Origin of the sequence: Dyadobacter sp. CY347, assembly GCF_021502655.1 — a bacterium.
Lineage (GTDB): Bacteria > Bacteroidota > Bacteroidia > Cytophagales > Spirosomataceae > Dyadobacter.
Genome location: NZ_JAKFFT010000002.1, coordinates 1,362,598 through 1,385,920, shown reverse-complemented (window position 1 = coordinate 1,385,920; position 23,323 = coordinate 1,362,598). Strand labels below are relative to the sequence as shown.

Here is a 23,323-nt window from a genome sequence, read left to right as displayed (position 1 = left end):
ATATAGCTACTGTTTTGCGTTCCAAATCCACGCTTTACAATTTTTGGATCAAACTATCTGGGCCGTCTGCCGAATTTCCTTTAAATGCCCGGATTTTTCATTCCGTATGCCTCATATCATTAGCTGCCCTGAGCTATAATGTTCCCTTTAATTACATCATCGGACTGCCAAGAGTGGCATTCATCAGCCTGCTGGTGCTTTTTGCGGTTACCATTTTATATTACAATTCCCGTTTCCGCCATCAATTCGGCATTTCGATCCTGATCGCCAACATTGTGGGGCTTTTGTTATTTGTAGTCAACTACTTTTTAAATTCCGGCCTCCGCGGGCCGACTGACCTTTATTTTCTTCTTCTTTTGTTGTTAAGCATTGGAATAAGCCCTGCGAAGCAATATAAGATATGGATCCCGGTCAACATTATGGTTGTGCTGGCCTTGAATGTTATTGAATATCACTATCCAGTAACCGTTCCCTACACCTATCTGGACAGGTTCAGCATGTTTGTCGATCAGATGTCTTCATATGTTGTGGTGGCAGTATTGGTATACATCTGCACAGATTATATCCGGCGGAGTTATGAAAATGAAAAACAGTCGGCGGTAGAAAAATCGCTGTTTATCGCAGAAAAGAATCAGCAAATTTTAAAGCAAAATGTTGAGCTTGAACGCATAAATGGTGAAAAGAACAAGCTAATGTCAATCGTTGCGCATGACGTGCGCGCACCGCTGGCGAGTATCCAGAATTTCCTTGAACTGTTAACCGTCTACGATCTTGATGAAACAGAAAAGCTGGGTATCAAAAGGGAATTGCTAAATGCCACAAACGACACGATGGCTTTGCTATCAAAACTTCTAAACTGGTCAAAATCACAATTGAACGGAGTTTCTGCACAAAAAGAAGCCCTGAACCTGGATGAACTTTTAAATTCAACATTATCCCTGGAAAAAAGCAGCGCCACCAGGAAGGATATCCAATTGAACTACGAAATAGATCCGTCGATCGAAATTTTTGCAGATCGGGAAATGATGCAGGTCGTTTTCAGAAATCTGATTGGCAACGCGATAAAGTTCACACCGGAAGGTGGCCGCGTCAGCATTGAATCGGCCATATCAGGGAACGAATGCATTATCACGGTCCGGGATAACGGGATCGGGATTTCTCCGGACAAGCAGGCTGTCATCTTTTCATTGAATGTCCAGTCGACCTATGGCACTAAGAATGAAAAGGGCGTTGGCCTGGGCTTATTGCTAACCCAGGAATTCCTGATGGCCCAAAACGGAAAGATCTGGTTTGAATCCATTCCCTCGGAGGGAACAAGTTTCTTTGTATCCATCCCAAAAAACGCCAAGTCAGGCTCATCCTTTGAGCCTGATCCTTTGCAATTGGGAACTTCTGAAAAATTGTAAAAGATCTGCCGCCTGCTTTGATCAATATTGATTATTTTTGATCAGAGAAAATATTTCCAATGAATTTTCAGGAACGAAAGAAAAAAATCCTGGCGGCCATTAATGATTTTGGCAGCTTATCCGTATTTGAACTATCTGAAAAGCTGGCGATGTCGCCCGCCACGATCCGGCGCGACCTGCACGATATTGCTAGCGAAGGACTGCTCATGCGCACCCACGGCGGCGCGATGAAAATTGAGGGGTTGGTCTTGACAAGTTTTACTGCGAAAGCCGGAAATAATGAGGAGAACAAAGAAAAAATCGCTCAACTCGCTGCTGAGTATGTGACAGATAACGACATTATCTTTTTGGATTGCGGAAGCACAGTTTTCAAAATGTGCCGTTACCTGAAAAAACGAAAAGGGATTAAGGTGATCACCAATTCGCTGCCTGTCATGGCCGAGCTGATTGATACGCCTTCTATCAGTTTGAACCTAATCGGCGGGGAAATTGACAAATCCCGGAAAGCCGTGCACGGCCACAAAGCCATAGAGCATATCAACGGTTACCACGCGCACAAAGCCTTCATCGGAATTGATGGAATTTCAGCACAAAACGGCCTTACCTCCCACAGCGAGCACGAATCTTCCATCACATCCGCTTTCATCAAAAATGCTTCCCAGGTGTTTGTTCTGTGTGATTCCTCAAAGATCGGGAAAGACAGCCATATCAAAGTGGCCGGTTTATCCCAGCTTAAAGGCCTTTTCACAGACCATAATCTGGACGCTTCACGAAAAAAAGAACTTACGGACAAGGGATTAGCTGTGGTTATCGCCGAATAAGACATTAATGTTGCTCAATTTGGATGCGTATGATGCTGACCGTTATGCTCATTATCAATTGGATACGAGATTTTTTAGGGTGAAATTGCTATCTTTTTGAAAAGCTGGAAAGATCCGGACACTGTTGGTCAACGTGATAGTTCTTACCTATTAGTAAATTGTTTAGAATAATTTCTACAAAACTTAGCCTAATGATAAGAAGTTGTATAGTAAATTCGCTATTTTTAAAGGAAGGCAAGTTCAGACACTCACTTTTGAAAACACAGGGCAGCGAGAATGAAACAAATATTACTTGTAGAAGACCACTCAGTTGTCAGACTGGCGACCCGATTCCTAATCAATGACCTCATCGGCTCCACGAGCGTTCGGGAAGCATCCAATTTCGACGAAACACTCACACACGTTGCGTCCGCCCATTTTGACCTGATCATTCTGGACATTGACATTCCCGGTGGCGAAGGTTTCAATATGATCCCCAGAATTCGAAAATTACAGCCAAAAGTATTGATCCTGGTGTTTTCGGGAATGGATGAAGCGCTTTACGCCATGCATTACCTGAAAGCCGGTGCCAACGGTTTTCTGGCAAAAAATTCGCCGCAGCAAACTGTAAAAACGGCGATTTTATCCGTCCTTGAAAATGGACGATATGTAAGCGATGTTGTGCAGCAGCAGCTGATGCGGCATACTTTTGAAGCCAATACCAACAGTGAACATCCGCTCGAAAACCTCTCGCAAAGGGAGCTGGAAGTGATGGACCTGCTGCTTGATGGCAAGTGGACCAAGGAAATAGCGACCCAGCTGAACATTACCGGAAGCTCGGTAAGCACCTATAAATCGAGAATTTTTGAAAAATTAGAGGTTTCAACCATCATCGAGATGTTTGTCAAAGTAGAGCATTACAAGAACGGAAGGCCTGGTAAATAAGGGCTTACAAATTCTCATTTTTTTTTAATCCAATTAGCGGGCGAAGATTCACGCAATGTGATATTTCAAATTATATTTGTAATTCACAATCTTCAAATGAAGGAACCTAAGACTATCTATTTGGCTGATGACGATCAGGATGACCGCTTCTTTATGCGTCAGGCCATAAAAGCAGCAAACGCATCAACTGAAATTATCGAGGTTGAAAACGGGTTGGAACTGATCAAAGTAATGAAAAAGCTTCCGCCACAACACGCGTCGCTGATCCTTATGGACATGAACATGCCTAAGATGAATGGTCTCGAAACCATTGCCGCGATCCGTGCCGATGCTGATCTGTCCGAAGTCCCGGTAGTCATGATCTCTACTTCGTCCAACACATTGCTCATCGAAAAGGCATATCAGGCAGGGGCAGACCGCTTCATTACCAAGCCAAGTACATTTGAAGAATTCAACCAGCTCGGCATCCAACTGACCGAACAATTTCTCTCCTAGCATCCGCACTTTGGGTGTTGTTGAACCATTGTACCAAAACATTTTACTACAATAACCAGGAAAAGACACTTGGTACGGTATTTGTAAATGTGGTTCAAAACACTGTACGCAAAGCGAAATCAGAATAGCTAAATTCAATGAAAACCACCTCCTCTGACTCAATTACCGGCCTTCCCGCACTTCAGAAGGCCAGAACAGGCATCAAAGGTCTTGACGAAATTACCCTCGGCGGATTTCCACAGGGACGGCCTACGCTGATTTGCGGTTCCGCAGGATGCGGTAAAACACTTTTCTCCATCGAATTTTTAGTCCACGGCGCACTCCAGTTCGGCGAACCGGGGGTCTTTGTTGCATTTGAGGAGAAAAGCGAAGAACTGACCATCAATGTTGCTTCGCTTGGTTTTGACCTGAACCAAATGCAGAAAGACAAGCTCATAAAGCTGGACCATGTTCACATTGAGAGAAGTGAAATTGAAGAGACCGGTGAGTATGACCTGGACGGGCTTTTTATCAGATTAGGCCACGCCATTGACAGCATTGGCGCGAAGCGCGTTGTTTTGGACACTATTGAAAGTCTTTTTTCAGGACTAAACAATGAAGCGATCATCCGGGCCGAACTGAGAAGGTTGTTTGAATGGCTGAAAGATAGAAACGTTACGACCATTATTACGGGCGAAAGGGGCGAAGGCTTACTAACCCGCCAAGGTCTGGAAGAATATGTATCCGATTGCGTGATATTACTGGATCACCGCGTTGCCAACAAAATTTCAACCCGGCTGCTTCGAATCGTCAAATACAGAGGATCGGTGCACGGAACCAATGAATATCCGTTCCTGATCGATGAAGACGGCATCTCAGTTTTGCCAGTAACTTCCCTGACTTTGTCGCATGATGCTTCGAGTAAACGGATTTCATCGGGCATCCCGGCATTGAATAAAATGCTGGGCGGAGAAGGTTTTTTCGAAGGAAGCAGCATTCTTGTTTCCGGAACGGCGGGAACTGGAAAAACCAGTATTGCAGGCTCGTTTGCCAATGAAACCTGCTTGAACGGAGATCGTTGCATTTACTTCGCCTTTGAAGAATCGCCCAAGCAGATCGTTCGCAATATGCGCTCGATAGGAATCGATTTGCAAAGTCATATAGATAATAATCTTTTAAAGTTCCATGCTTCCCGGCCTACATTGAATGGGTTGGAAATGCATTTGCTGTCAATTAATAAAATGATCACGCAATTCAAACCGAAGACGGTTATTGTTGATCCGATCACGAACCTGATCACAGTCGGGTCCGTGAGTGAAGTGAAAAGCGTGCTGATCAGGCTGATTGATTTCCTTCAGGCAGAAGGGACGACCGTGCTTTTTACCGCGCTTTCATTAAATGACAACATATCAGAACAGACAGACGAAAGCGTGTCCTCTCTGGTAGATGCCTGGTTGCTAGTCCGCGACATTGAGATGAACGGCGAGCGCAACAGAGGACTTTACGTGATGAAATCACGCGGAATGAAGCATTCGAACCAGGTGCGAGAATTTGTGATCAGTGACAATGGCCTGGACCTTGTGGATGTTTTCCTTGGACCGGAAGGCGTGCTGACCGGTTCAGCAAGAGAAGCGCAACAACTGCTAGAACAAACAGGCGTTGTACTGCGCGATCATGCAGTATCAAGAAAAGACAGGGAGATTGAGCGGAAGAAAATGGTGCTGGAAGCAAAAATTGAAAGTCTGAAAGAAGAATTCGCATCCTTGCAAGAGGAATTGAATAAAACCTTTATTGAAGAGGAGCTTAAAAAAGAAGTCTTCGAGAAGAACCGACATGAGCTTTCCCAGATCCGGGACGGCAAAAAAAGAGATTAGAAACCGCACCAGTCAGATATGGAAGAAACAGCAGAAATATGGGAGCTTAGATTATACGTAGCCGGAAAAACGACTAAGTCGGTCACCGCGCTTGCCAATCTCAGGAAATATTGTGAAGAGTATTTAAAAGACAAATATGTCATTGAAGTAATCGATCTTCTGTTACAACCGCAGCTGGCTGAGGGCGATCAGATACTTGCCATTCCTACGCTTGTGAAGAAAGTCCCGGAACCTATCCGTAAGATCATAGGTGACCTTTCAAACGAGGAAAAAGTACTGGTTGGACTTAATATACGCCCTGCAAAAAGAACAGAATGAGCGATAACACAGATATTACGCCGTTTAATGAGGATGAGGAAGTGATCCACTACGAGCTGCGGCTGTTCATTACAGGCGCGTCCTTCAATTCGAGGAGGGCGGTCGTGAATGTTAAGGAAATCTGTGAAACATATCTCAAAGACCGGTACTCGCTGGAAATCATTGATGTTTACCAACAAAAAACCCTGGCTGAAAAAGAACAGATCATTGCCTTACCTCTACTCATTAAAAGTTTGCCCTTACCGGCAAGAAGACTGATCGGAGACATGTCCGATACAGAAAAAGTGCTTAAAGGTCTCGGAATTTCGATTGGAACATGAACAGGCAGAAGACATATGAGGAGCTGCTAAGGGAAAATGAAGACCTGCACTCACAACTTGAAGAGGCCACTGAGACCATTCATGCGATCCGTTCAGGACAGGTGGATGCATTGGTGGTCAAAAGTCCCGACGGCGGGCATCAGCTCTTCACATTGAAGACGGCTGATCAGACTTACCGCGTGTTCATCGAGAAAATGAACGAAGGTGCGGTAACGCTGAATCATGAGGGACTGATCCTTTACTGCAACTCCATGTTCGCTTCCATGATCAACCTGCCTTTGTCCAAGGTGGTAGGGTTGCATTTCGCTGATTTTATTGCCGATGGGTTCCTTGATATATATCTGGATCTTTTTAATAACGGTTGGAGTGAAGACAGTAAAACGGAGCTTTGTATCAGCAGAGGCGGCGCTCAGGTTCCCTGCCAGCTGTCGGTTACCATGCTTCAACTGGACGAAGGGCCCGCGTTGAGCGTTATACTTACGGATCTTTCGTTCCAAAAAGAAATTCAGCAACTTCTGAAACAGAACAACTTACGTCTGGCTGAGATCAATACAGAGCTTGAAATCAGCAACCACGACCTGCAACAGTTTGCTTCCGTGGCTTCCCACGACTTGCAGGAGCCGTTGCGTAAAATATTGATCTTCTCCACCATGCTGAGAAATCGGCTTGCCGATCAGGTTTCGGAAGAAAACATTACATATCTGGATAAAATCATCGCGTCTTCCCAAAGAATGCGCAATATGATCACAGATATTCTCAGCTATTCAAGACTCTCGACCAATCTGAATAATTATGCATTAACCAGCCTGAACGAAGTCGTCAATGAAGTGCTGGATGATTATGAGATCCTTATCCTGGAAAAAAATGCACAAATTTTTGTAGATCAATTGCCTGATATTGAAGTCAACAGGGGACAAATCAAACAGGTTTTTCAAAATCTGATCAGCAATTCCATCAAATTCTCAAAGCCGGGACTTGCGCCGGTGATACGCATTTCGGGAGGTGTCCATGGGGAAGCAGAGGGTTCATTAAAAGACGCTTCCGGCACAGCGACCTGTTACATCACCATTGCTGATAACGGAATTGGCTTTGATGAGCTGTATAATGAAAAGATTTTCTCACTCTTTGAGCGTTTAAACACCAAAGACAAATACGAAGGTTCTGGCATTGGTTTAGCCATTACCAAAAAGATCATTGACAAGCACAACGGAAGCATTAATGTATCCAGCAAGGAAGGCGAAGGCGCAGTGTTTGAACTGATTTTGCCTGTGAAACAAGGGGTTTAGGAATACATCCCAAGCAGCTTTCCATTGAAAGAATAGCCACGCAGCTACAATTTACGCTCGATCCACACGGCCAGACAGCATAGCATAAGCAGCGTAAACCACATCCAATCCGGAAGTTTTTGCTTAACCTCGTTTAAATCGTTCCGGGAAGCGTCCGGTTCACTTTTTAACCGGTTTTGGAGACTATTATAGGACTTGATAAAATCCGTTAGCATTGCTGTGTGATAGATGTCTTTCATATTGGCCTGTTTTTCTACAAACAATTCAATGTTCAGCGAGTCGTTCGAGCTGATCCAGCCGGTTTCCGTGGGCCTGAAATTGGCCCCAGCTGATTGCTGATTTATAAGTGAATGGCTTAGAAAAATTGAATCAGACCCGATCCTCAAAATATTTAATGCATTAGACAACCAATTTAATTTCACAGAAGCGTTAACACCTTCGAAAAGAGGCGCTTGAATTTCCATGTTGTCCGCGGTTGCCGGTAAAACCGGCGCAAACACTGCATCCCAAACTTTTTGATATGCCACACTATCCCCTGCAAGTTGAAGCGGAAAAGTTTCACTTAACAAGCTCACGCCCACCCTGCCCCGGTTTTTTTCAACAGCAACAGGGAATGTTTTGGAAATAAGATATCGATTGCCCGGCACGAAGCGGAAAGGCAAAGCTGTAAGACCAGGATTTACAGGAACAGATTCTTCCGCAGATATTCTCCGCACGTTGAACCGCGTTCCCAAAGCAACATTAATAGCTTTGATCTCATCCGCTGGCTTGGTCATGTTCATGAACAAAATGCTTTTACCAGCCGCTAAATGTTTCTTAATTATGGCGTTGCCAGCATTACCCGCATCGGTAATGATAACATCCGGATTCTGCCCTTTATTAATCGTCTGTTGACTTTTTGTGTTTTTCGATAAAGTTGCCTCATAAATCACAGCATGTCCCGACTTCCCGAGCCAGTCAGCCAGCGCGCGGCTTTCAAAATCCGGGCTGTCCAGAATGAACTGAAAGGTGAGTTTCTGTGATGGCCGTGCAAAAAAATGCAGGGTATCCTGGACCTGATCGCCTAGCGCTAGCTCAACCAGTGTCCTACCCTCGGAAAAAACCGGGAAACGTAGGCTGAATTTATTCTGTCCTTTGTTTAATGCAATGCTATCAAGCGTTTTAGATCCGTATTTGACCTTCAAAAGTTTCGGCCCGGATGCATTCATACTGCCTTGAACGACCTGCATTTCACCCTTTCGCAAAATTCCCTTCCATTGTAATGTCTGCCATTTGTCCGTAGAAAAATATGGAATCCACTCAATCCTTTCAGGAAATTTTTTTGCGCTCAAAATTCCTTCAAACACATCCACAGGAAAATCCTGTCCTGCCAGAATTAATGTATCAAAACCTGCGCTTTTAAAGTCACTTGAAACCAATTTACGCAGGTTATTGATGCTATCCCTCAGTGAATTGGCCGTCATTGCGGGAACATCTTTTCCTGCGATAAAACCTGTAACCGTTTTAGCTTTTGCAAGCCCATATGGTTGAATGATAAATGCTAAAACCGCCAGCCACAACAGCACATGCAAGCCTATCCTGACCCAATGCCGCGAGGTAAAGCGACCGGCAACATTACCGCGCAAAATCAGCCATAACTGCAAGGGAAGCAGCGCCAGGGCAAGTGCCAGAATGATGAGATTAAGCGGATCTGACCAGTTAAAGTCGAAGTGGATCATGCGTATTTGTTGAGCGGTCAGTCCGGTTTTTATGTCTATTGAAGCTTTTTCCAAAACGCTTCCTCCAGCTTTTTCTCACTGGAATAACTGCTTCGGCTTCGTTCAGAATGGTTGGTAAATTTATACAAACTGCTTTTTAAGCGTTGCTTTTCCTTTACTGATAATGTTGACCCATTGACGAGTTTTTGCAACGACCCGATCATTTCCCAGTTCCCTAATCCTCCATTGAATGGTCCGCTGCTGATAAGCCGGTCTGATAGCGTGCTTCCGGTCAGCCGTAATCTGGACTTTTGTTCTTGAATGAACTGTTCATAGTCCAGGAAACCCAAAATTTCGGCGGCCAGCTGGGCCGTCGTTTTACTTTTGTATAACTTTTCAGCATTCAAATTACTGCTGATCTCAGTCAACTCACCGCTCAACCGTTTCTCTTTTTCCTTGATCGGAGGCGGGTCGTAACCGCTTTTTTTGACATATGTCCTGGCCTTATGCTGGGCAGATTTCAGGAATTCAAGCGCTCTATGCTCAAATGGAAGGGCTTTTTCTGGCTCATATAAGCGCAAATGCAGTTCCGACTGCCACATTTGTTCCAAAGCCATTTTCAGCAAACTTCGGGTCGATTGCTCATAGAATGTGTTCGTTTCCGCGTCATCGTGTGCATGGACATATTGTTCCATTAGTGCTGCCAGGGGATCTTTCTCACCCGCTTCATCATGTCCTTTTCCGTGGTCATGTCCGGCATGGTCATCCTTATGTTCAGGCTCGGCAGCCCGGCGCTCCGCAGCTTCGCCTTCCCCGTCCGACTTATGGGTAAATGCATCCAGCACATTACCAGCATCTGCACCCTGGGGTGCGCCACCGCCGCCAATGCTTGTTTCAAATTCCTCCCCCAAATATTGCCCATAACGCAGTCTGAGCACTTTTTGGTCAAAACCAATTTCATTGGACGCCGAAGCAAACTCTTTTTGGGCCAACTTCTTTCGCTTCGCGATCAACTTTTCCGTATCAATAATGATTTGCCTTTGACTTCTGAAATATTCCGGCATAATGTTCACAGCCATGGTCGCCAGCTCCGCTTCCTCAACATTAGACGTGTCTTTGTAAACCAAAAAATACGTATCTGACTTGCTGAAATTTGCCTGCGGGGTTTTGTTATCGATAGCCGCCCAATAATAATACAATTCGTCCCCTGGAGTGAAATTTAACTCACTGAGGTTGATCTCCTTCTGCAAATTGGCCTCTTTGAAATCTTTCGGCATTAAAGAAATTTTCACCTCCCGGAATTTCACATTCTCTCCCGATCCCCGAGCCAATGTTGCAACTATAAACGCCTGACTAACAAGGAAGTCGTCTGAAATTTTAGCCGAGATTTTTATCGTTTTAGGATCTTTCAGAAAATGGTATTTATACAATTCTTTGGACGCAGGCTCTATTTTCGGTGCGAGATCGGGTAATGCTTCCAGGCGGTAAAAATCAGACTGGTAGATGAGTGAATCCTTCCAATAACCCTTAATCGCATATAAACCGGATCCTGTAATTTTATCTGAATGAGTAAAACGACCTTTCCGTTTTTGAAAGGGAATCTCCTCGCCCTGGCTATTTGCCAGCCGAAGGGAAAGGTTTTCAGAATGGCTGAACTTCACCGTCCAAGACAATGCAGAGCCAGTTATTGTGCTGACATTCAAGTCATTTGATTGCTGCTTGGGTAACCTTGTGTATGCGGGCGGCGTAATGTTAATCGTCGCGGACTCGTATTGAGGTGCAAGTAACACATTCGGACGCGCTGGTTCCTGCTGCATTGTTTGCTTTGCACCACCTGTTTTTTTATTAAATAAAATGGTGGGATAAATGAAATGAAATGCCAGCACCGCCGCAAAAATGCTTATATAAGTCGGCAGGCCATGATAAAGCTTTACTATGGGAAAAGTAAAGTTTTGGTTCGCAATGCGCTCTAACTGTAATTGTTCCGCGACATTCAGGTCCGCTTTTTCCAGAAGGTGCAAACTATATTCCGTTTCACCCACATGATTGTGTATCAACGCAATAGCCTTCTGTCTTTTACTTTTATAGATCCCGGTCACACCAAATCCTGCCCCCAGAGCCGCAATCGCTGCAAAAATGCTGAGCATATGAAACGGCCCGGTAAACGCAGAAACGAAAAGATAGGCAGAGCCGGCCAACAGCAAGCAGCGTAACATTCCGCTGGCGTAAAGCTGGTTGGTCACCATACCGATCATTTTCCTTAATTCATGCATTGCGCGCATTGTTTTGATTAAGTGAAATCCAACGTTCCAGCATGAATATCAAAATAAAAACCAACAACAACCATTGATGCGAACCATTTGAATGTTGTCCCTTTTGTGATTGAATGCTTGCGAATGCTCCTTCCAGCTGCCTCTGACTTAGCGGATTTGACTTGTTACCGAGGTCATAATGAGCGATCAGCATCTCTCCCAGCCATTCCGGCAACTGCCCATTTTGCACGATTGAAGAAGTCGCCAGCCGCAGTGAATCGTTGACCTCAATAATGTTTTCAAATACATGATCCCCGACACTTTTTTGCGGGACAACATACAAAGTCTGCTTATTTTGCCTCTCTATTGGCTTATCTGTAAAAATCCAGTCATATTGGCTTTTTAATCCGGTTGCCAAATCTATATTAATCGGAATCTGAAAAACATCTCTTAATGCTTTCAGACCAGCCCGAACCGTTTCCGTTTCTTCCTGATTTTCATAATTAATTAGTACATTAATGCGTTCCTTACCCGTTCTCTTGGCAAAATCGATCAGCGGATTTTCTGATTTTCGCACTGAATCCCTAACCACAAATAACTTATAAGTTCCAGGGATAAGGATCTTAGGTAAACGGCTTATTTCCTGATTGTTATTTAAATATAAGTTCAAATGCGTGTCACGACCGGCAATGTTGTTAATGTTCTGCTGTAACCTAGACAAACCGCTTTCATCCCGCGGAATTGAAGTGAGGTCTGCTAAAGGTTCCGGATCAGCGCCGATAAAAATTACCTTTTCTTTCTTTTTCAGCGCATTTTCAAGTTCGAACCGAAAATTGCTGATCACGCCGGCATCAGCCTGTACCAAATGAAATTGTTCTTTTTCCTGGTCCTTATTGAACCAGGTCAGAATAGGCTCGCTAAGCAGAATGGAAAGCAAAATCACTAACAGACAGCGGATTAGCAGCAGTGGAATTTCATCTATCCTTATGCCACGGTTTTGCAGCGAAGTTTTGTCAACGAGCCACTGCGAAGCCGCCCATGCAATTTGTTTGCCCTTTTTCTGATACCAAAAATGAATGATCACCGGCAAAGCAATCGCCAGCGTTCCCCAAAGCATATATGGATTCAGAAACTCCATTTATCCTTTTCGTTTGGTCAAAAATGACTTTAAAACCATTCCGATGGGATCGCTCATGCGCGCGCGCACGAGGCTTACATGCGGGATTTGTAGTGCCTCTTTTAACTGCTGCAAATATTGATCAGCCGATTGGCGAAACTTCTCGCGAACAGACCCGGCGTCCAGCTCGATTTCCTTACCCGTTTCCAAATCCTTAAATCGATAGAAACCTTCAAGGTTAAATTCCAATTCCTGATCTCCAAGAATCTGAAATACAACTATTTCGCGATACGGGCTCGCAAGCGAACGGATCAAATCCAGCCACTCATTCCGGGCCTGCAAAAAATCACTAACAAAAATCAGCTGTTCCTTTTTCTTCGACTGAAATTCCGGAAATTTGATATTTTGCCCTTCATTTTCCCAAATGCCACCAGCAACAGTTTTCTCCAGACCCACAAGAATTTTCTGAAACGCCTGCTTGCCGGAAGAGGAAGCGCCGGTAGCTGAAACCGTTTGTATCACACTGTCTTTCAATGCATAAAGTGACATTTGATCATTCTGAATGTAGCAGAGATATGCAAGCGAGGCCAGTAAAATTTGCGCATATTGCAACCGGCTCACACCATTTTCCACATAATTCATCGAACCGGAAAGATCCAGGACAAACCGGACCTGCTTATCGCTCTCTGTGGACGATTCGCGGATCAAATGCTTGTCTGTCCGCGCAAACAACTTCCAGTCAATGCGTTTCGGGTCGTCGCCGGGCTCATAGTGCCGATATTGCTCAAACTCCACCCCTATTCCCGACCGTTTGCTGGCATGGATCCCCAGCATCAGCTCCTCGCTCACCAGCTTGCCGGTCAGTTGCAGATTTTTCAGCTTGATGAGCTCAGATGCGAGTAGGCCCGTACTTTTTGGCATGTCAGGAATCGGTGATGCCAATGGCATCCATTGGTTTAAGGTTTGATTTTTTGTAGCAGTTGGTGGATAACTTGGTCGGTCGTAATGTTTTCGGCTTCGGCGCGGAAATTCATGGCGATTCTGTGGCGTAACACCGGGTAGGCCAATGTTTGAATGTCCTCCGGGATCACTGCGAAACGCTCGCTCAGGACTGCACGGGCTTTTGCGCATAACACGAGCGCCTGCCCCGCGCGAGGCCCTGCGCCCCAATCGCACCATTCTCTGACAAATTCAGACGGGCTTCCTTCGGGACGGCTCGCCCGCACCAGTTTATTGATCCATTGAATCAGATCATCGCTGATGTGCACCTGACGGGTTAATCTCTGTAAATCGACAATTTCAGAATCGGCTAAAACACGGTCAATGTTCGCTTTGAATGATCCGGTTGTGGCTTTCAAGACATCCAGTTCTTCCTGCTCACTGGGATAATTTAGTTTGATATAAAGCAAAAAACGGTCGAGTTGGGCTTCTGGTAATGGATAGGTTCCTGCTTGCTCGATCGGATTTTGGGTAGCAATGATCAGGAATGGGTTTGGCAGCTCGTAGTTTGTCCCGCCATAGGTGACGGACTTTTCCTGCATGGCTTCCAGTAATGCGGCCTGCGTTTTGGGCGGCGTCCGGTTTATTTCATCAGCCAAAACCACATTTGCAAAAACAGGTCCGCGATTGAATTTGAAAAACTTCTTTCCAGTCTCGTGATCTTCCTCCAAAATTTCGGTCCCTACAATGTCCCCGGGCATCAGATCCGGTGTAAACTGGATCCTTTTAAAGCTCATATGCAGCGCTTCAGACATTGTTTTGACCATTAATGTCTTTGCCAGACCAGGCACGCCTTCCAGCAGGCAATGCCCGGAAGCGAGCAGGGAAATCAATATTTCGTCAATTGCTTCCTGCTGCCCGACAATCACTTTGGCAATTTCCTTTTTCAGAAGCGGCAGCTTGGCAACCAGCTCTTTATAATGGCTCAACTCCAATTTTTCCAAACCTCAGAATGCAGTTATTATTAATTAAAAGTTTAAAATCAGCCAATTAAGGCTCTCATTTCCAACACTGAGCTGGCTATGCGTTTAACGCATATACCACAATATTTACAGCGAAACGCGTATTATCGACGGCTAAAAAACGCTTATTCCGAAAGTCATAATCCCATTCGCAGCCGTAATCTTTATTGCTGTATAAAACGCCTATCCGTCCATTGATCGTGATCGCTTTAAGATAATCGTGCACAAGATCGTCCCCCCAGCCGTTCAACTCAAACGAAGTTGTCGGCGGCCCTTCTTCAAATTTGAAAAAACTATGATAGATGGGGTGGTTATTGGGAATCTTTTGCAAGGGTTTTGGCCCGAATGTGCGTTCCATTTCCTGCTCAAACGACTTGGCAAAAAGTCCGTCGATATCGTGGTTGCAATCGTCCACAAAAACAAAGCCGCCATTTTGGACATATCGCCGGAAATGGTCCCGTTCCTGCGTAGAAAACTCAACGAGCTTGTGGCCGCTGAGATAGCAAAAGGGACTTTTGAAAATTTCATTGCTATTCAACTGCACCACTTTTTCCTTCTCGTCAATCGGAATTGTGGTGTATTCAACCAGCGAATGCAGCAGATTGGACGGCATTCGCTGGTCGGTGTCCCAGTTTCCGGACGTGTATTGAATTCGTGTAAAGAAAAAAGGCTTCAAACCGCGTCGGAAAGTGAAGAAAATGTAAACTCCCTGATTTTCATAGGCGGAACCATATAATTCCTGTCCGACTCCGTGCTCACAACCCTTTCTGATTTACCCAATGTTTCCAGATTGTTCAGCATAATAACGGGACTTTCATTAAAGCGGAAATTTTTGACAGGATGCTTAATGACGCCGTTTTCAATGTAAAATGTGCCGTCACGGGTGAGGCCGGTCAGCAGCAATGTTTGCGGGTCCACTTCTCGGATGTACCAGAGCTTGGTAACCAAAATCCCTTGTTTCGTGGACTTAATTAACTCTTCCATCGTCGCAGTTCCACCGTCCATGATCACATTGCTGGGAGAAGGAACAGCCTTCACATTGTTTTTTTGTGCCCAATAGCGCGAATAAATCATGTTTTTAACGACGCCTTTCTCTATCCAGGTTATTTTATCCAGAGGCTGACCGTCACCTGCCCAAGGCGAAGCGGGAAGATCCGGGTGCGTTGGGTCAGAGTAAATGTTGACACGCTCGTCAACGATCTTTTCGCCCAATTTCGTTTTACCACCCGGCTTGCTCAGAAACGAACGGCCTTCGTCTGCGCTTCTTGCATCAAAATTGAAATAGATATTTTCTAATAAAACTGCTGCCGCTGTCGGTTCAAGAATGACCGTGTATTTGCCCGGTTCCAATGCTTTTGCATTCATGGAGCCCATTGCTTTCTGGATTGCAATAGTCGTTGCAGCTGCTGTATCCAGCTTATTTACGTCACTATATCCCCTCGCAATGTAACCGGAGCCCGTTCCGTCCGGCGTGCGCACAGTCAGGGAAAAGTTGACACTTGTGCTCGGGTAGTAAGCAAATAATCCTTTGGAATTCATCATGGCCGAATAGCCCTTCTGATTATCGAGGAACCCTGCCGCTGTCAGGTTTTTCGCGCGTGACAGTTCGAGACTTTTTGCTACTGCATCGGCACGTTTATCTGCATTAATCCCGGCTGTGGACTCAAAAAAACCAGGGGATTTCATATAAGTCTGAGGTCCCAGGATACTCACATATTCAGGGTTTTCCGGGGCGAGCTTTGCCAGTTCCTCAGATCTCCTAACCACTTTTTCCAACGATTCGTCGCTGAACTCATCAATGGTCGCAACCCCAACTTTTTTCCCAAAAGACGACTGGACCGATAAATTCTGGTTGATCAGCGATCCGCTGGTAGAGACTTCGTTTCGCGCGTAACGCAGGTTGCCCCGCTCCTCGCCCAGCAGATTTATTTCGCATTCATCCGCTTTGGAATAAGCCAGCACTTTTTGCAATAATGCCTTTGCTTCTGATTCAGATAGTATGATTGACATGGCTGGTTATATTTTTCTGGCTGTATTAATCACATTAACACCATTGAAACGCGTTGTTGAGCTTCCGTGCGAGACTGCGCTGGATTGTGAGGGCTGGCCTTTTCCATCGAAGAACGATCCGCCGAGACGGTAATCCTTTTCATCACACACCTGCGCGCAAGAATTCCAAAACTCCTGTGTATTAGACTGGTAAGCAACGTCTTTCAGCATTCCCGCAATTTTTCCATCTTTGATTTCATAAAAAAGCTGCCCGCCAAACTGGAAATTATAACGCTGCTGATCGATGGAGAATGAGCCATCACCAATAATGTAAATGCCCTTTTTGACGTCCTTAATCATTTCATCGACCGACAATGGCGTTTTTCCGGCGGCGAGCGAAACATTTGGCATTCTTTGGAATTGAACGGACGACCAGCTGTCGGCATAGCAGCATCCGTGCGATTCTTTTTCACCGATAATATGCGCCTGATCGCGGATTGCCTGATAATTGACCAAAACACCATCCTTCACCAAGTCCCATTTCTTTGTATTAACGCCTTCATCGTCCCATCCAACAGCGCCGAGCGATCCTTCCTGCAACTTATCTGCGACCAGGTTCACTAGTTTGCTGCCATACTGAAAGTTTTTGGACTGCCATTTGTCCAAAGTTGCGAAAGAAGTTCCTGCAAAATTGGCCTCATAACCCAGCACACGGTCCAGTTCCAGCGGGTGGCCAACAGATTCATGAATGGTGAGCCAAAGGTGTGACGGATCCAGGATAAGGTCATATTTTCCTGCTTCCACCGATTTGGCTGTCAGCTTTTCTTTGGCTTGCCGGGCTGCGGCAGTGGCGTCTTCCAGCATGTCGTAGCCCTTGTTATAACGTGTTGTTACGCCCGTGATTTTGTCGGATGGATTAGCTTGCAAATAATCGTAACCCATGCCCATCGGCGCGCTTAACGCATTCCTTGTTTCGAATTTTCCACTTTTCGGATCAATGGCGGTAACATTAAAAATCGGCCAGATGCGGTGGACGTCCTGGTCAATGTAGGAACCGTCTGTTGAAGCAAAATATTTTTGTTCATTTACTAAAAAAAGCACCGAATTGACATAATTGGCGCCATTTTTCATTGCTGCATTATTGACAGAAAGCAGCAGGTCCACTTTCTCTTTAATCGGCACTTCAAACGCGTTTTTCTTGATCGGCGCTTTCCAGCTCACTTCACCGAAACCTTTCTGAGGAGCCAGTTGCACGGGTTCCTTCATCAGCTTAGCATTCGCCTTGGCAATCGCTACGGCATCTTCGGCGGCTTTCGCCATTTGTGCTTCATTATTGACATCCACTACGGCAGCAAAACCCCAGCAACCATTGGCAATCACACGAACGCCCACACCATAGGATTCTGTGTTCACAATGTTCTGGACTTTGTCTTCGCGGGTGATCACAAATTGGTTAAGATAACGACCGATCCTGACATCGGCATAGGAAGCTCCTTTGGATTTTGCGGCATTCAGCGCAGCATCAGCCAGCCTCTTTTTGACGGCGACATCGACGCTTTTTTCAAGAAATGCTTCGGGAGAAACATTCCTGCCCATGGCAAAAGCGGGCATCATGAACGCTCCGGTTCCGAGTCCAGCCAGTTGTATAAAATCTCTGCGTTTCAAAGTATATATGTTTGCTAATAGTGACGAAATCTAGGGAATTACACGGCGTCTGAAAGGCTGGTGAACGTAAAGTCCCGGATTTTGAGCGGCGGCACGAGGTTACCGCCAGCACGCACGGGTTTGCCGATTGCCTCCACATTGTTGAGCATGATAACCGGACTTTCGTTAAACCGGAAATTCTTCACCGGATATTTTATTTGCCCGTTTTCAATGTAGAATGTGCCGTCCCGGGTGAGGCCGGTGTAAAGCAATGTTTGCGGATCCACCGCCCTAATATACCAAAGGCGGGTTACCAGAATGCCTTTTTCAGTTCCTTTGATTAAATCGGCCAGGGATTCATTTCCACCCTGAAAAATAAAGCCGGATGGAGGAGCAATGGCCTTGACACCTTGTTTCTGTGCCCAGAAGCGTGAGTAAGACATGTTTTTCACCACCCCATTTTCCACCCACATCACCTTCTCCTGCGGCCTGCCGTCCCCGCTGAACGGAGATCCGGGGATTTCAAGATTTTGAGGATCTGAATAAATGTTTACACGTTCATCGAATAGCTTTTCTCCGAGCCGCGTTCCGCCTCCTTTTTTACCCAGGAAACTCCTGCCCTCGTCGGCATTGCGGGCGTCCATGCTGCGCATCATGTTATCCAAAAGGTCAACGCCTGCCGTGGGTTCGAGGATTACCGTGTATTTCCCCGGTTCCAATGCTTTCGCCGTTGCCGAAGCCATAGCTTTTTGCATCGCAACTTCCGTTGCCGAAGCGGTGCTCAGTTTGGAGGCGTCATTAAAATCACGCGCCGCATAACCGGAACCTTTGCCATCTGCGGTTCTAACAGTGATAGAAAAATCAATGGAGGTAGATTTATTATAACCGAAAAGCCCCCTACTGTTACCCAGAGCAGAAAATCCTGCTGAATCTTCAAGATAACCCGCTGCCGTAAGGTTCTTTTTGACACACGGATCAATGCTGTCGAAGGCTGCTTTTGCACGATAATCGGGATTGATTGCGGCTGTGCTGTCTGCAAAAGAATTGGTTTCCAGATATTGTTGTGCGCCTAACATCGGCACATATTCCGGGTTATCGGGAGCCAGTTTGGCAATTTCTTCCGCCCTTCTAACTGTTTTTTCCAACGAGGCATCATCAAACTCATTGATCGTTGACGTGCCGGATTTTTTGCCAAAAACGGACGTTACAGACAATGAAAGATCTGTGGTTTCCCCGCTCGTGGAAACGGAGTTACGTGCATAGCGAATGTTTCCCGTCCGGTTGCCCGAGAGGCCCACGCTCATCTCATCGGCCTTGGAAAACGCCAGGACTTTATCTATGATTTTCTTTGCTTCTTCTTTGGATAAAATGGCCATTGTAATATAAATTTTGAATGAGTGAATGAGTGAGTGAGTGAATTTTGAATGACCGAATCATTCGCTCATTCACTCATTCACTCATTAGATTTTACGTCCCGTATTAATCACATTCACGCCATCGAAACGGGACGTTGCGCTGCCGTGCGATACGGCACTCACCTGTGCAGGCTGCCCTTTTCCATCGAAAAACGAGCCGAATGTGCGGTAATCATCCTTATCACAAAGCTGTGTGCACGAATTCCAGAATTCCTGTGTATTGGATTGATAGGCCACATCATCCAGCATGCCGGTGATCTGACCGTTTTTGATCTCATAAAATACCTGACCGCCAAACTGGAAGTTATAACGCTGCTGGTCAATCGAATATGAACCCCGGCCAATGATATAAATGCCTTTCTCCACGCCTTTGATCATATCCATTACGCTTCGCTTTTCAGTCCCTGGCTTCAATGAAATGTTCGGCATACGCTGAAACTGAACGGAATTCCAGTTGTCCGCATAACAGCAGCCGTGCGACTCCTTTTCACCGATGATCTTCACCTGATCGCGAATGGCCTGATAATTGACCAGAACGCCGTCCTTAATAATGTCCCACTCTTTGCACGGAACGCCCTCATCATCATAACCCACGGCACCCAGCGTATTCGGCTGCATTTTGTCCGCAACAATGTTCACGAGCTTGCTGCCATAGGCGAAGTTTTTAGACTCCCATTTATCCAAAGTCGCAAAGCTCGTCCCGGCATAATTGGCCTCATAACCCAGCACTCGATCCAATTCCGTCGGGTGCCCAACGGATTCGTGAATGGTCAGTCCAAGGTGATTAGGGTCCAAGACGAGGTCATATTTGCCCGGAAGGACCGATTTCGCAGTCATTTTCTCCTTTGCTTGCTTTGCAGCATTGATGGCATCTTCCACCATGTCGTAAGAATTCCGGTAACCAACCAGGCCATTCGGTCCGGCGATTTTTTCGGAAGCCAAGCCATCCAGATATTCGTAGCCCATGCCCATGGGCGAGCTGATGGCGTCGCGCGTTTTGAATTTGCCTGCCGCCTTATCCGTAACAGTTACCGTAAATGTTGGCCAGATGCGATGCACGTCCTGGTCTATAAACGAGCCGTCGGACGAGGCGAAATATTTTTGTTCATTGACAAAAAACATATTGGAAGTCACGAAGCCTGCACCATTTTTCATGGCCTCGCCATTCACATTCATCAGTAAATCAATCTTTTCCTGAATGGGAATTTCAAATGCATTTTTCTTGATCGGCGTTTTCCAGGTTTTGTCGCCAACTCCCTTCTGCTCAGCCAATATCACCGGTTCTTTCTGAAATTTTGAATTGGCTTTCGCAATCTCCACAGCCGTTGCTGCACATTTGGCAATGCCTTCCGCAGTAACGTCACTGGTGGCCGAAAAGCCCCACGTTCCGTTCGCAATAACCCGGATCCCAACGCCATACGATTCTGCGTTCACAATGTTCTGAACCTGTTTTTCACGGGTGAAAAGATATTGCTGCAAGTAGCGGCCGATCCGGACGTCTGTATAGGTTGCACCTTTGCTTTTCGCTGCATTAAGCGCTATTTCGGCAAACTTTTTCTTGGCAGCGACATCGATCCAGGGTTCGAGCAATTGCGCAGCACTCACAGGATTTCCTATGACCGGCACGGACGAAAGCATGAATGCTCCTGCGCCCATCCCCGTCATTTGCATAAAATCTCTTCTCTTCATTGAAAATTGAGGAAATAAAATGGAAGATTATCAGGTTATGAAATGGACTGAATGCAGTCTATCCAGACGGAAACAGCGATTTCATGAGGAATGTTGAATTGAAAACACAATGTAAAAAATATTTCCAACAAATATTGCTGTGGCAATTTTTTTAGCATTTTTACTGCGGACCTTACCAACTAAAATGAGCGTGCTCCTTGCCGGAACACGCTCATTTGTCGCATTTCAAGAAATATCACATCAAGTTCGTGATGATCAAACGTCTTAGATCCTGCTCATCCCACGGTTTTGTAACAAAATTGTGAAGATAACCTTTCGTTTCCGCATGCTTGAATTCAGCATTATAAGCTTGCCCTGTGAGCAAGACGCGTACACTTTCGGGATACTGCTTTGACGCCATTTTCAAAAATTCCAGACCCGTCATATCAGGCATCTGCTGGTCGACGAAAATGACGTCGATCTGTTCTTCTTCCAACACTTTAAGGCCCTTATCCAATGTGTCGGCGAGGTAAATCGTCGCGTCTCTTCGGAAGGAAGCTTTAAAGGAGTTGAGGTTATTGATCTCATGATCAATGTAAAGTATGCTCATAATATTCTGATAGTGGGTTACGGTTGCTGCTAAAATACAACTTTTTACTTTTCTCGAATAGTTTTCCAAACAATACTTTACGCTCCTCTGTCACAGTGCCTCGAAAGCCAATATGTTACTACCAGCCACTTACAACGAGGTTATTATCAGATTCATAATATTCCTGCCAAACGTCCACTAAATTCGGATCACCCTGCCAAGCGGAGCCATCGAAATTGGTAATCTGGTTATTATCCAAATCCTGTTTGAATATTACATGGTGAATATTTCCATCCTTTGTGCGCATAAATGCTTTCACAGCATATTTCCTTACGTAGGTCGTCTGCCATTTACGTGGGTTTGGTATCGGATCCGCCACGTCGCCCGCGCCATAAAAACGTCTGTAAAAATCTGCTATTGCAGCCTCCTGATTGTATTCAAACGATTGGTCAGCCTGAAAAAAATTGGACTTGAAAAAGTCTCTTAACTGCTCTGGGGTTGGTTTCATTGCTAAGTCACATAAAGCACGCGCCGGACATTCGGTTGCCCAACATGTAAGATACAATAAATATCCACCGAAAGCTAAAAAGCAGGGGAAACGGGACTGATGTTTTGAGATGTGTAAGCAGCCGCATGATAAGGAGCGATTGCCGTCTGCTAAACGGCAGCAGCTGTTCGTCCTCACAAGCAAAAATCCAGAAATCGTTTTTGCCTAATTGCAGCATCTATTTACGAAAACAGTAATGCTATTATGACTAAACAACTATTCCCTTCTGGATTATCGGCGAAGATATTCCTGCTCCTGTCCGTTGCTATTTTTTCCTGTCAAAAAGACGGGGTAACCCCGCATCCGGATATTGTTGAAGAGGTTGAGACGAATGCAAATGCATTTGTCGTGAGCCAGTTTCTTTCTCAAACCACCATGCCCGGCTACGACATCACCGACATTCAATACAATCTTGACCATTCACTCAAAAGTTACCGGACAGAAGGCGGCTTATACACCACAACCCTGACCTATGCCCCTAACAAAGTGATTTACACCACCATATATGGCGGCAAAAAGAGCTCCGACATTGTTTATGATCTTGAAAATCAATATGCTACCCGTAAGCTTGAAACATTTTACACCAGCAGCGGCAATATCACCGACGTGATCCAGACGGATTACATTTATCAGGCCGGGAAGCTGGTTAAGGAATATTACCGCGAAAACAATTTGCCGGATGGCCATCTGGTGTATTACTACGACGAGCACAATGTCAGTTTCCAGGAGCGTTATGATGCCGATGGTGTCATTGTGAATAAAGTCAGCTACGAATATTATCTGAAACATGCGGATAAGTCGAAGGATTTCAGCCAGTTCAATTACAAAATGGATGCAAAATTGTTTCCTCAGAAATCGTTGAATCTGGTAGAAAACAGATACCTGAAAAAACCGGCCAACAATCCTGTTACCACACATTACACATACTTGTTTAATGCTTCCGGTTATCCGATAAGCGGAAGCGTTACCGGACCCGATCCGTATAATTGGACCAGTAACTGGCAGTAACGTAGCATGTCAA

Annotated in this window: 21 protein-coding genes; 9 read left to right on the top strand and 12 right to left on the bottom strand. The window is 45.4% G+C overall.

Annotated elements, in window-relative coordinates:
- Window positions 1-14: 14 nt before the first annotated feature.
- From L0659_RS06610 to L0659_RS06575, 8 genes are all read left to right on the top strand, one after another.
- Complete coding sequence (locus L0659_RS06610; RefSeq protein ID WP_235124943.1) at window positions 15-1,406, top strand: sensor histidine kinase KdpD; 1,392 nt, start codon at window positions 15-17, stop codon at window positions 1,404-1,406.
- Between the two features lie 59 nt (window positions 1,407-1,465).
- Entirely contained in the window at window positions 1,466-2,227 is a 762-nt protein-coding gene (locus tag L0659_RS06605) for a DeoR/GlpR family DNA-binding transcription regulator (protein ID WP_235124941.1), read from the top strand.
- Between the two features lie 276 nt (window positions 2,228-2,503).
- Window positions 2,504-3,151, top strand: coding sequence for a response regulator transcription factor (locus L0659_RS06600; RefSeq protein ID WP_235124940.1), 648 nt, complete (start codon window positions 2,504-2,506; stop codon window positions 3,149-3,151).
- 96 nt (window positions 3,152-3,247) lie between these two features.
- On the top strand, window positions 3,248-3,646 hold the full coding sequence (locus L0659_RS06595; RefSeq protein ID WP_235124939.1) for a response regulator: 399 nt from the start codon (window positions 3,248-3,250) through the stop codon (window positions 3,644-3,646).
- A gap of 137 nt (window positions 3,647-3,783) precedes the next feature.
- Window positions 3,784-5,499, top strand: a complete 1,716-nt coding sequence (kaiC, locus tag L0659_RS06590; protein ID WP_235124938.1) for a circadian clock protein KaiC — start codon at window positions 3,784-3,786, stop codon at window positions 5,497-5,499.
- Between the two features lie 18 nt (window positions 5,500-5,517).
- The gene (locus L0659_RS06585) at window positions 5,518-5,817 is read left to right on the top strand and encodes a circadian clock KaiB family protein (protein ID WP_235124937.1); all 300 of its coding nucleotides are present in this window, start codon (window positions 5,518-5,520) and stop codon (window positions 5,815-5,817) included.
- Window positions 5,814-6,137, top strand: coding sequence for a circadian clock KaiB family protein (locus L0659_RS06580; protein WP_235124935.1), 324 nt, complete (start codon window positions 5,814-5,816; stop codon window positions 6,135-6,137). The genes L0659_RS06585 and L0659_RS06580 overlap by 4 nt, the downstream gene beginning before the upstream one ends.
- Window positions 6,134-7,423 (top strand): ATP-binding protein, encoded by a 1,290-nt coding sequence (locus tag L0659_RS06575; RefSeq protein ID WP_235124933.1) that lies wholly within the window; start codon window positions 6,134-6,136, stop codon window positions 7,421-7,423. The genes L0659_RS06580 and L0659_RS06575 overlap by 4 nt, the downstream gene beginning before the upstream one ends.
- A gap of 44 nt (window positions 7,424-7,467) precedes the next feature.
- Here the strand turns inward: L0659_RS06575 and L0659_RS06570 are convergent, their stop codons facing one another.
- From L0659_RS06570 to L0659_RS06515, 12 genes are all read right to left on the bottom strand, one after another.
- Window positions 7,468-9,141, bottom strand: a complete 1,674-nt coding sequence (locus L0659_RS06570) for a hypothetical protein (RefSeq protein WP_235124932.1) — start codon at window positions 9,139-9,141, stop codon at window positions 7,468-7,470.
- A gap of 35 nt (window positions 9,142-9,176) precedes the next feature.
- Entirely contained in the window at window positions 9,177-11,393 is a 2,217-nt protein-coding gene (locus L0659_RS06565; protein WP_235124931.1) for a hypothetical protein, read from the bottom strand.
- The gene (locus tag L0659_RS06560; RefSeq protein ID WP_235124930.1) at window positions 11,386-12,510 is read right to left on the bottom strand and encodes a BatA domain-containing protein; all 1,125 of its coding nucleotides are present in this window, start codon (window positions 12,508-12,510) and stop codon (window positions 11,386-11,388) included. Before L0659_RS06560 ends, L0659_RS06565 begins: the two co-directional genes overlap by 8 nt.
- Window positions 12,511-13,410, bottom strand: coding sequence for a DUF58 domain-containing protein (locus L0659_RS06555; RefSeq protein ID WP_235124929.1), 900 nt, complete (start codon window positions 13,408-13,410; stop codon window positions 12,511-12,513). It abuts the gene before it with no gap.
- 35 nt (window positions 13,411-13,445) lie between these two features.
- Complete coding sequence (locus tag L0659_RS06550; protein ID WP_235124928.1) at window positions 13,446-14,432, bottom strand: MoxR family ATPase; 987 nt, start codon at window positions 14,430-14,432, stop codon at window positions 13,446-13,448.
- Window positions 14,433-14,508: 76 nt separating this feature from the next.
- Complete coding sequence (locus L0659_RS06545; RefSeq protein WP_235124927.1) at window positions 14,509-15,126, bottom strand: DUF4159 domain-containing protein; 618 nt, start codon at window positions 15,124-15,126, stop codon at window positions 14,509-14,511.
- On the bottom strand, window positions 15,123-16,460 hold the full coding sequence (locus L0659_RS06540; protein WP_235124926.1) for a TldD/PmbA family protein: 1,338 nt from the start codon (window positions 16,458-16,460) through the stop codon (window positions 15,123-15,125). The genes L0659_RS06545 and L0659_RS06540 overlap by 4 nt, the downstream gene beginning before the upstream one ends.
- Window positions 16,461-16,466: 6 nt before the next feature.
- Window positions 16,467-18,104 (bottom strand): TldD/PmbA family protein, encoded by a 1,638-nt coding sequence (locus L0659_RS06535; protein WP_235124925.1) that lies wholly within the window; start codon window positions 18,102-18,104, stop codon window positions 16,467-16,469.
- Window positions 18,105-18,142: 38 nt separating this feature from the next.
- Window positions 18,143-19,459: a TldD/PmbA family protein gene (locus tag L0659_RS06530; protein WP_235124924.1), complete on the bottom strand. Its 1,317-nt coding sequence runs from the start codon at window positions 19,457-19,459 to the stop codon at window positions 18,143-18,145.
- 84 nt (window positions 19,460-19,543) lie between these two features.
- A complete protein-coding gene (locus L0659_RS06525) occupies window positions 19,544-21,187 on the bottom strand; it encodes a TldD/PmbA family protein (RefSeq protein ID WP_235124923.1) in 1,644 nt (547 codons plus the stop codon).
- A 235-nt stretch (window positions 21,188-21,422) separates the two neighbouring features.
- Window positions 21,423-21,776 (bottom strand): response regulator, encoded by a 354-nt coding sequence (locus L0659_RS06520; RefSeq protein ID WP_235124922.1) that lies wholly within the window; start codon window positions 21,774-21,776, stop codon window positions 21,423-21,425.
- A 118-nt stretch (window positions 21,777-21,894) separates the two neighbouring features.
- On the bottom strand, window positions 21,895-22,263 hold the full coding sequence (locus L0659_RS06515) for a hypothetical protein (RefSeq protein WP_235124921.1): 369 nt from the start codon (window positions 22,261-22,263) through the stop codon (window positions 21,895-21,897).
- Between the two features lie 243 nt (window positions 22,264-22,506).
- Between L0659_RS06515 and L0659_RS06510 the strand changes: the two genes are divergently transcribed.
- Window positions 22,507-23,310, top strand: coding sequence for a hypothetical protein (locus L0659_RS06510; protein ID WP_235124920.1), 804 nt, complete (start codon window positions 22,507-22,509; stop codon window positions 23,308-23,310).
- Window positions 23,311-23,323 lie beyond the last annotated feature (13 nt).

Bases quoted from the DNA above. Each gene is read 5' to 3' on its own strand.
- kaiC (WP_235124938.1), top strand. From the start codon at position 3,784: ATGAAAACCACCTCCTCTGACTCAATTACCGGCCTTCCCGCACTTCAG.
- L0659_RS06600 (WP_235124940.1), top strand. From the start codon at position 2,504: ATGAAACAAATATTACTTGTAGAAGACCACTCAGTTGTCAGACTGGCG.
- L0659_RS06530 (WP_235124924.1), bottom strand. From the start codon at position 19,459: ATGGCCATTTTATCCAAAGAAGAAGCAAAGAAAATCATAGATAAAGTC.
- L0659_RS06555 (WP_235124929.1), bottom strand. From the start codon at position 13,410: ATGCCAAAAAGTACGGGCCTACTCGCATCTGAGCTCATCAAGCTGAAA.
- L0659_RS06565 (WP_235124931.1), bottom strand. From the start codon at position 11,393: ATGCATGAATTAAGGAAAATGATCGGTATGGTGACCAACCAGCTTTAC.
- L0659_RS06595 (WP_235124939.1), top strand. From the start codon at position 3,248: ATGAAGGAACCTAAGACTATCTATTTGGCTGATGACGATCAGGATGAC.
- L0659_RS06605 (WP_235124941.1), top strand. From the start codon at position 1,466: ATGAATTTTCAGGAACGAAAGAAAAAAATCCTGGCGGCCATTAATGAT.
- L0659_RS06540 (WP_235124926.1), bottom strand. From the start codon at position 16,460: ATGTCAATCATACTATCTGAATCAGAAGCAAAGGCATTATTGCAAAAA.
- L0659_RS06520 (WP_235124922.1), bottom strand. From the start codon at position 21,776: ATGAGCATACTTTACATTGATCATGAGATCAATAACCTCAACTCCTTT.
- L0659_RS06580 (WP_235124935.1), top strand. From the start codon at position 5,814: ATGAGCGATAACACAGATATTACGCCGTTTAATGAGGATGAGGAAGTG.
- L0659_RS06575 (WP_235124933.1), top strand. From the start codon at position 6,134: ATGAACAGGCAGAAGACATATGAGGAGCTGCTAAGGGAAAATGAAGAC.
- L0659_RS06570 (WP_235124932.1), bottom strand. From the start codon at position 9,141: ATGATCCACTTCGACTTTAACTGGTCAGATCCGCTTAATCTCATCATT.
- L0659_RS06510 (WP_235124920.1), top strand. From the start codon at position 22,507: ATGACTAAACAACTATTCCCTTCTGGATTATCGGCGAAGATATTCCTG.
- L0659_RS06585 (WP_235124937.1), top strand. From the start codon at position 5,518: ATGGAAGAAACAGCAGAAATATGGGAGCTTAGATTATACGTAGCCGGA.
- L0659_RS06515 (WP_235124921.1), bottom strand. From the start codon at position 22,263: ATGAAACCAACCCCAGAGCAGTTAAGAGACTTTTTCAAGTCCAATTTT.
- L0659_RS06525 (WP_235124923.1), bottom strand. From the start codon at position 21,187: ATGAAGAGAAGAGATTTTATGCAAATGACGGGGATGGGCGCAGGAGCA.
- L0659_RS06560 (WP_235124930.1), bottom strand. From the start codon at position 12,510: ATGGAGTTTCTGAATCCATATATGCTTTGGGGAACGCTGGCGATTGCT.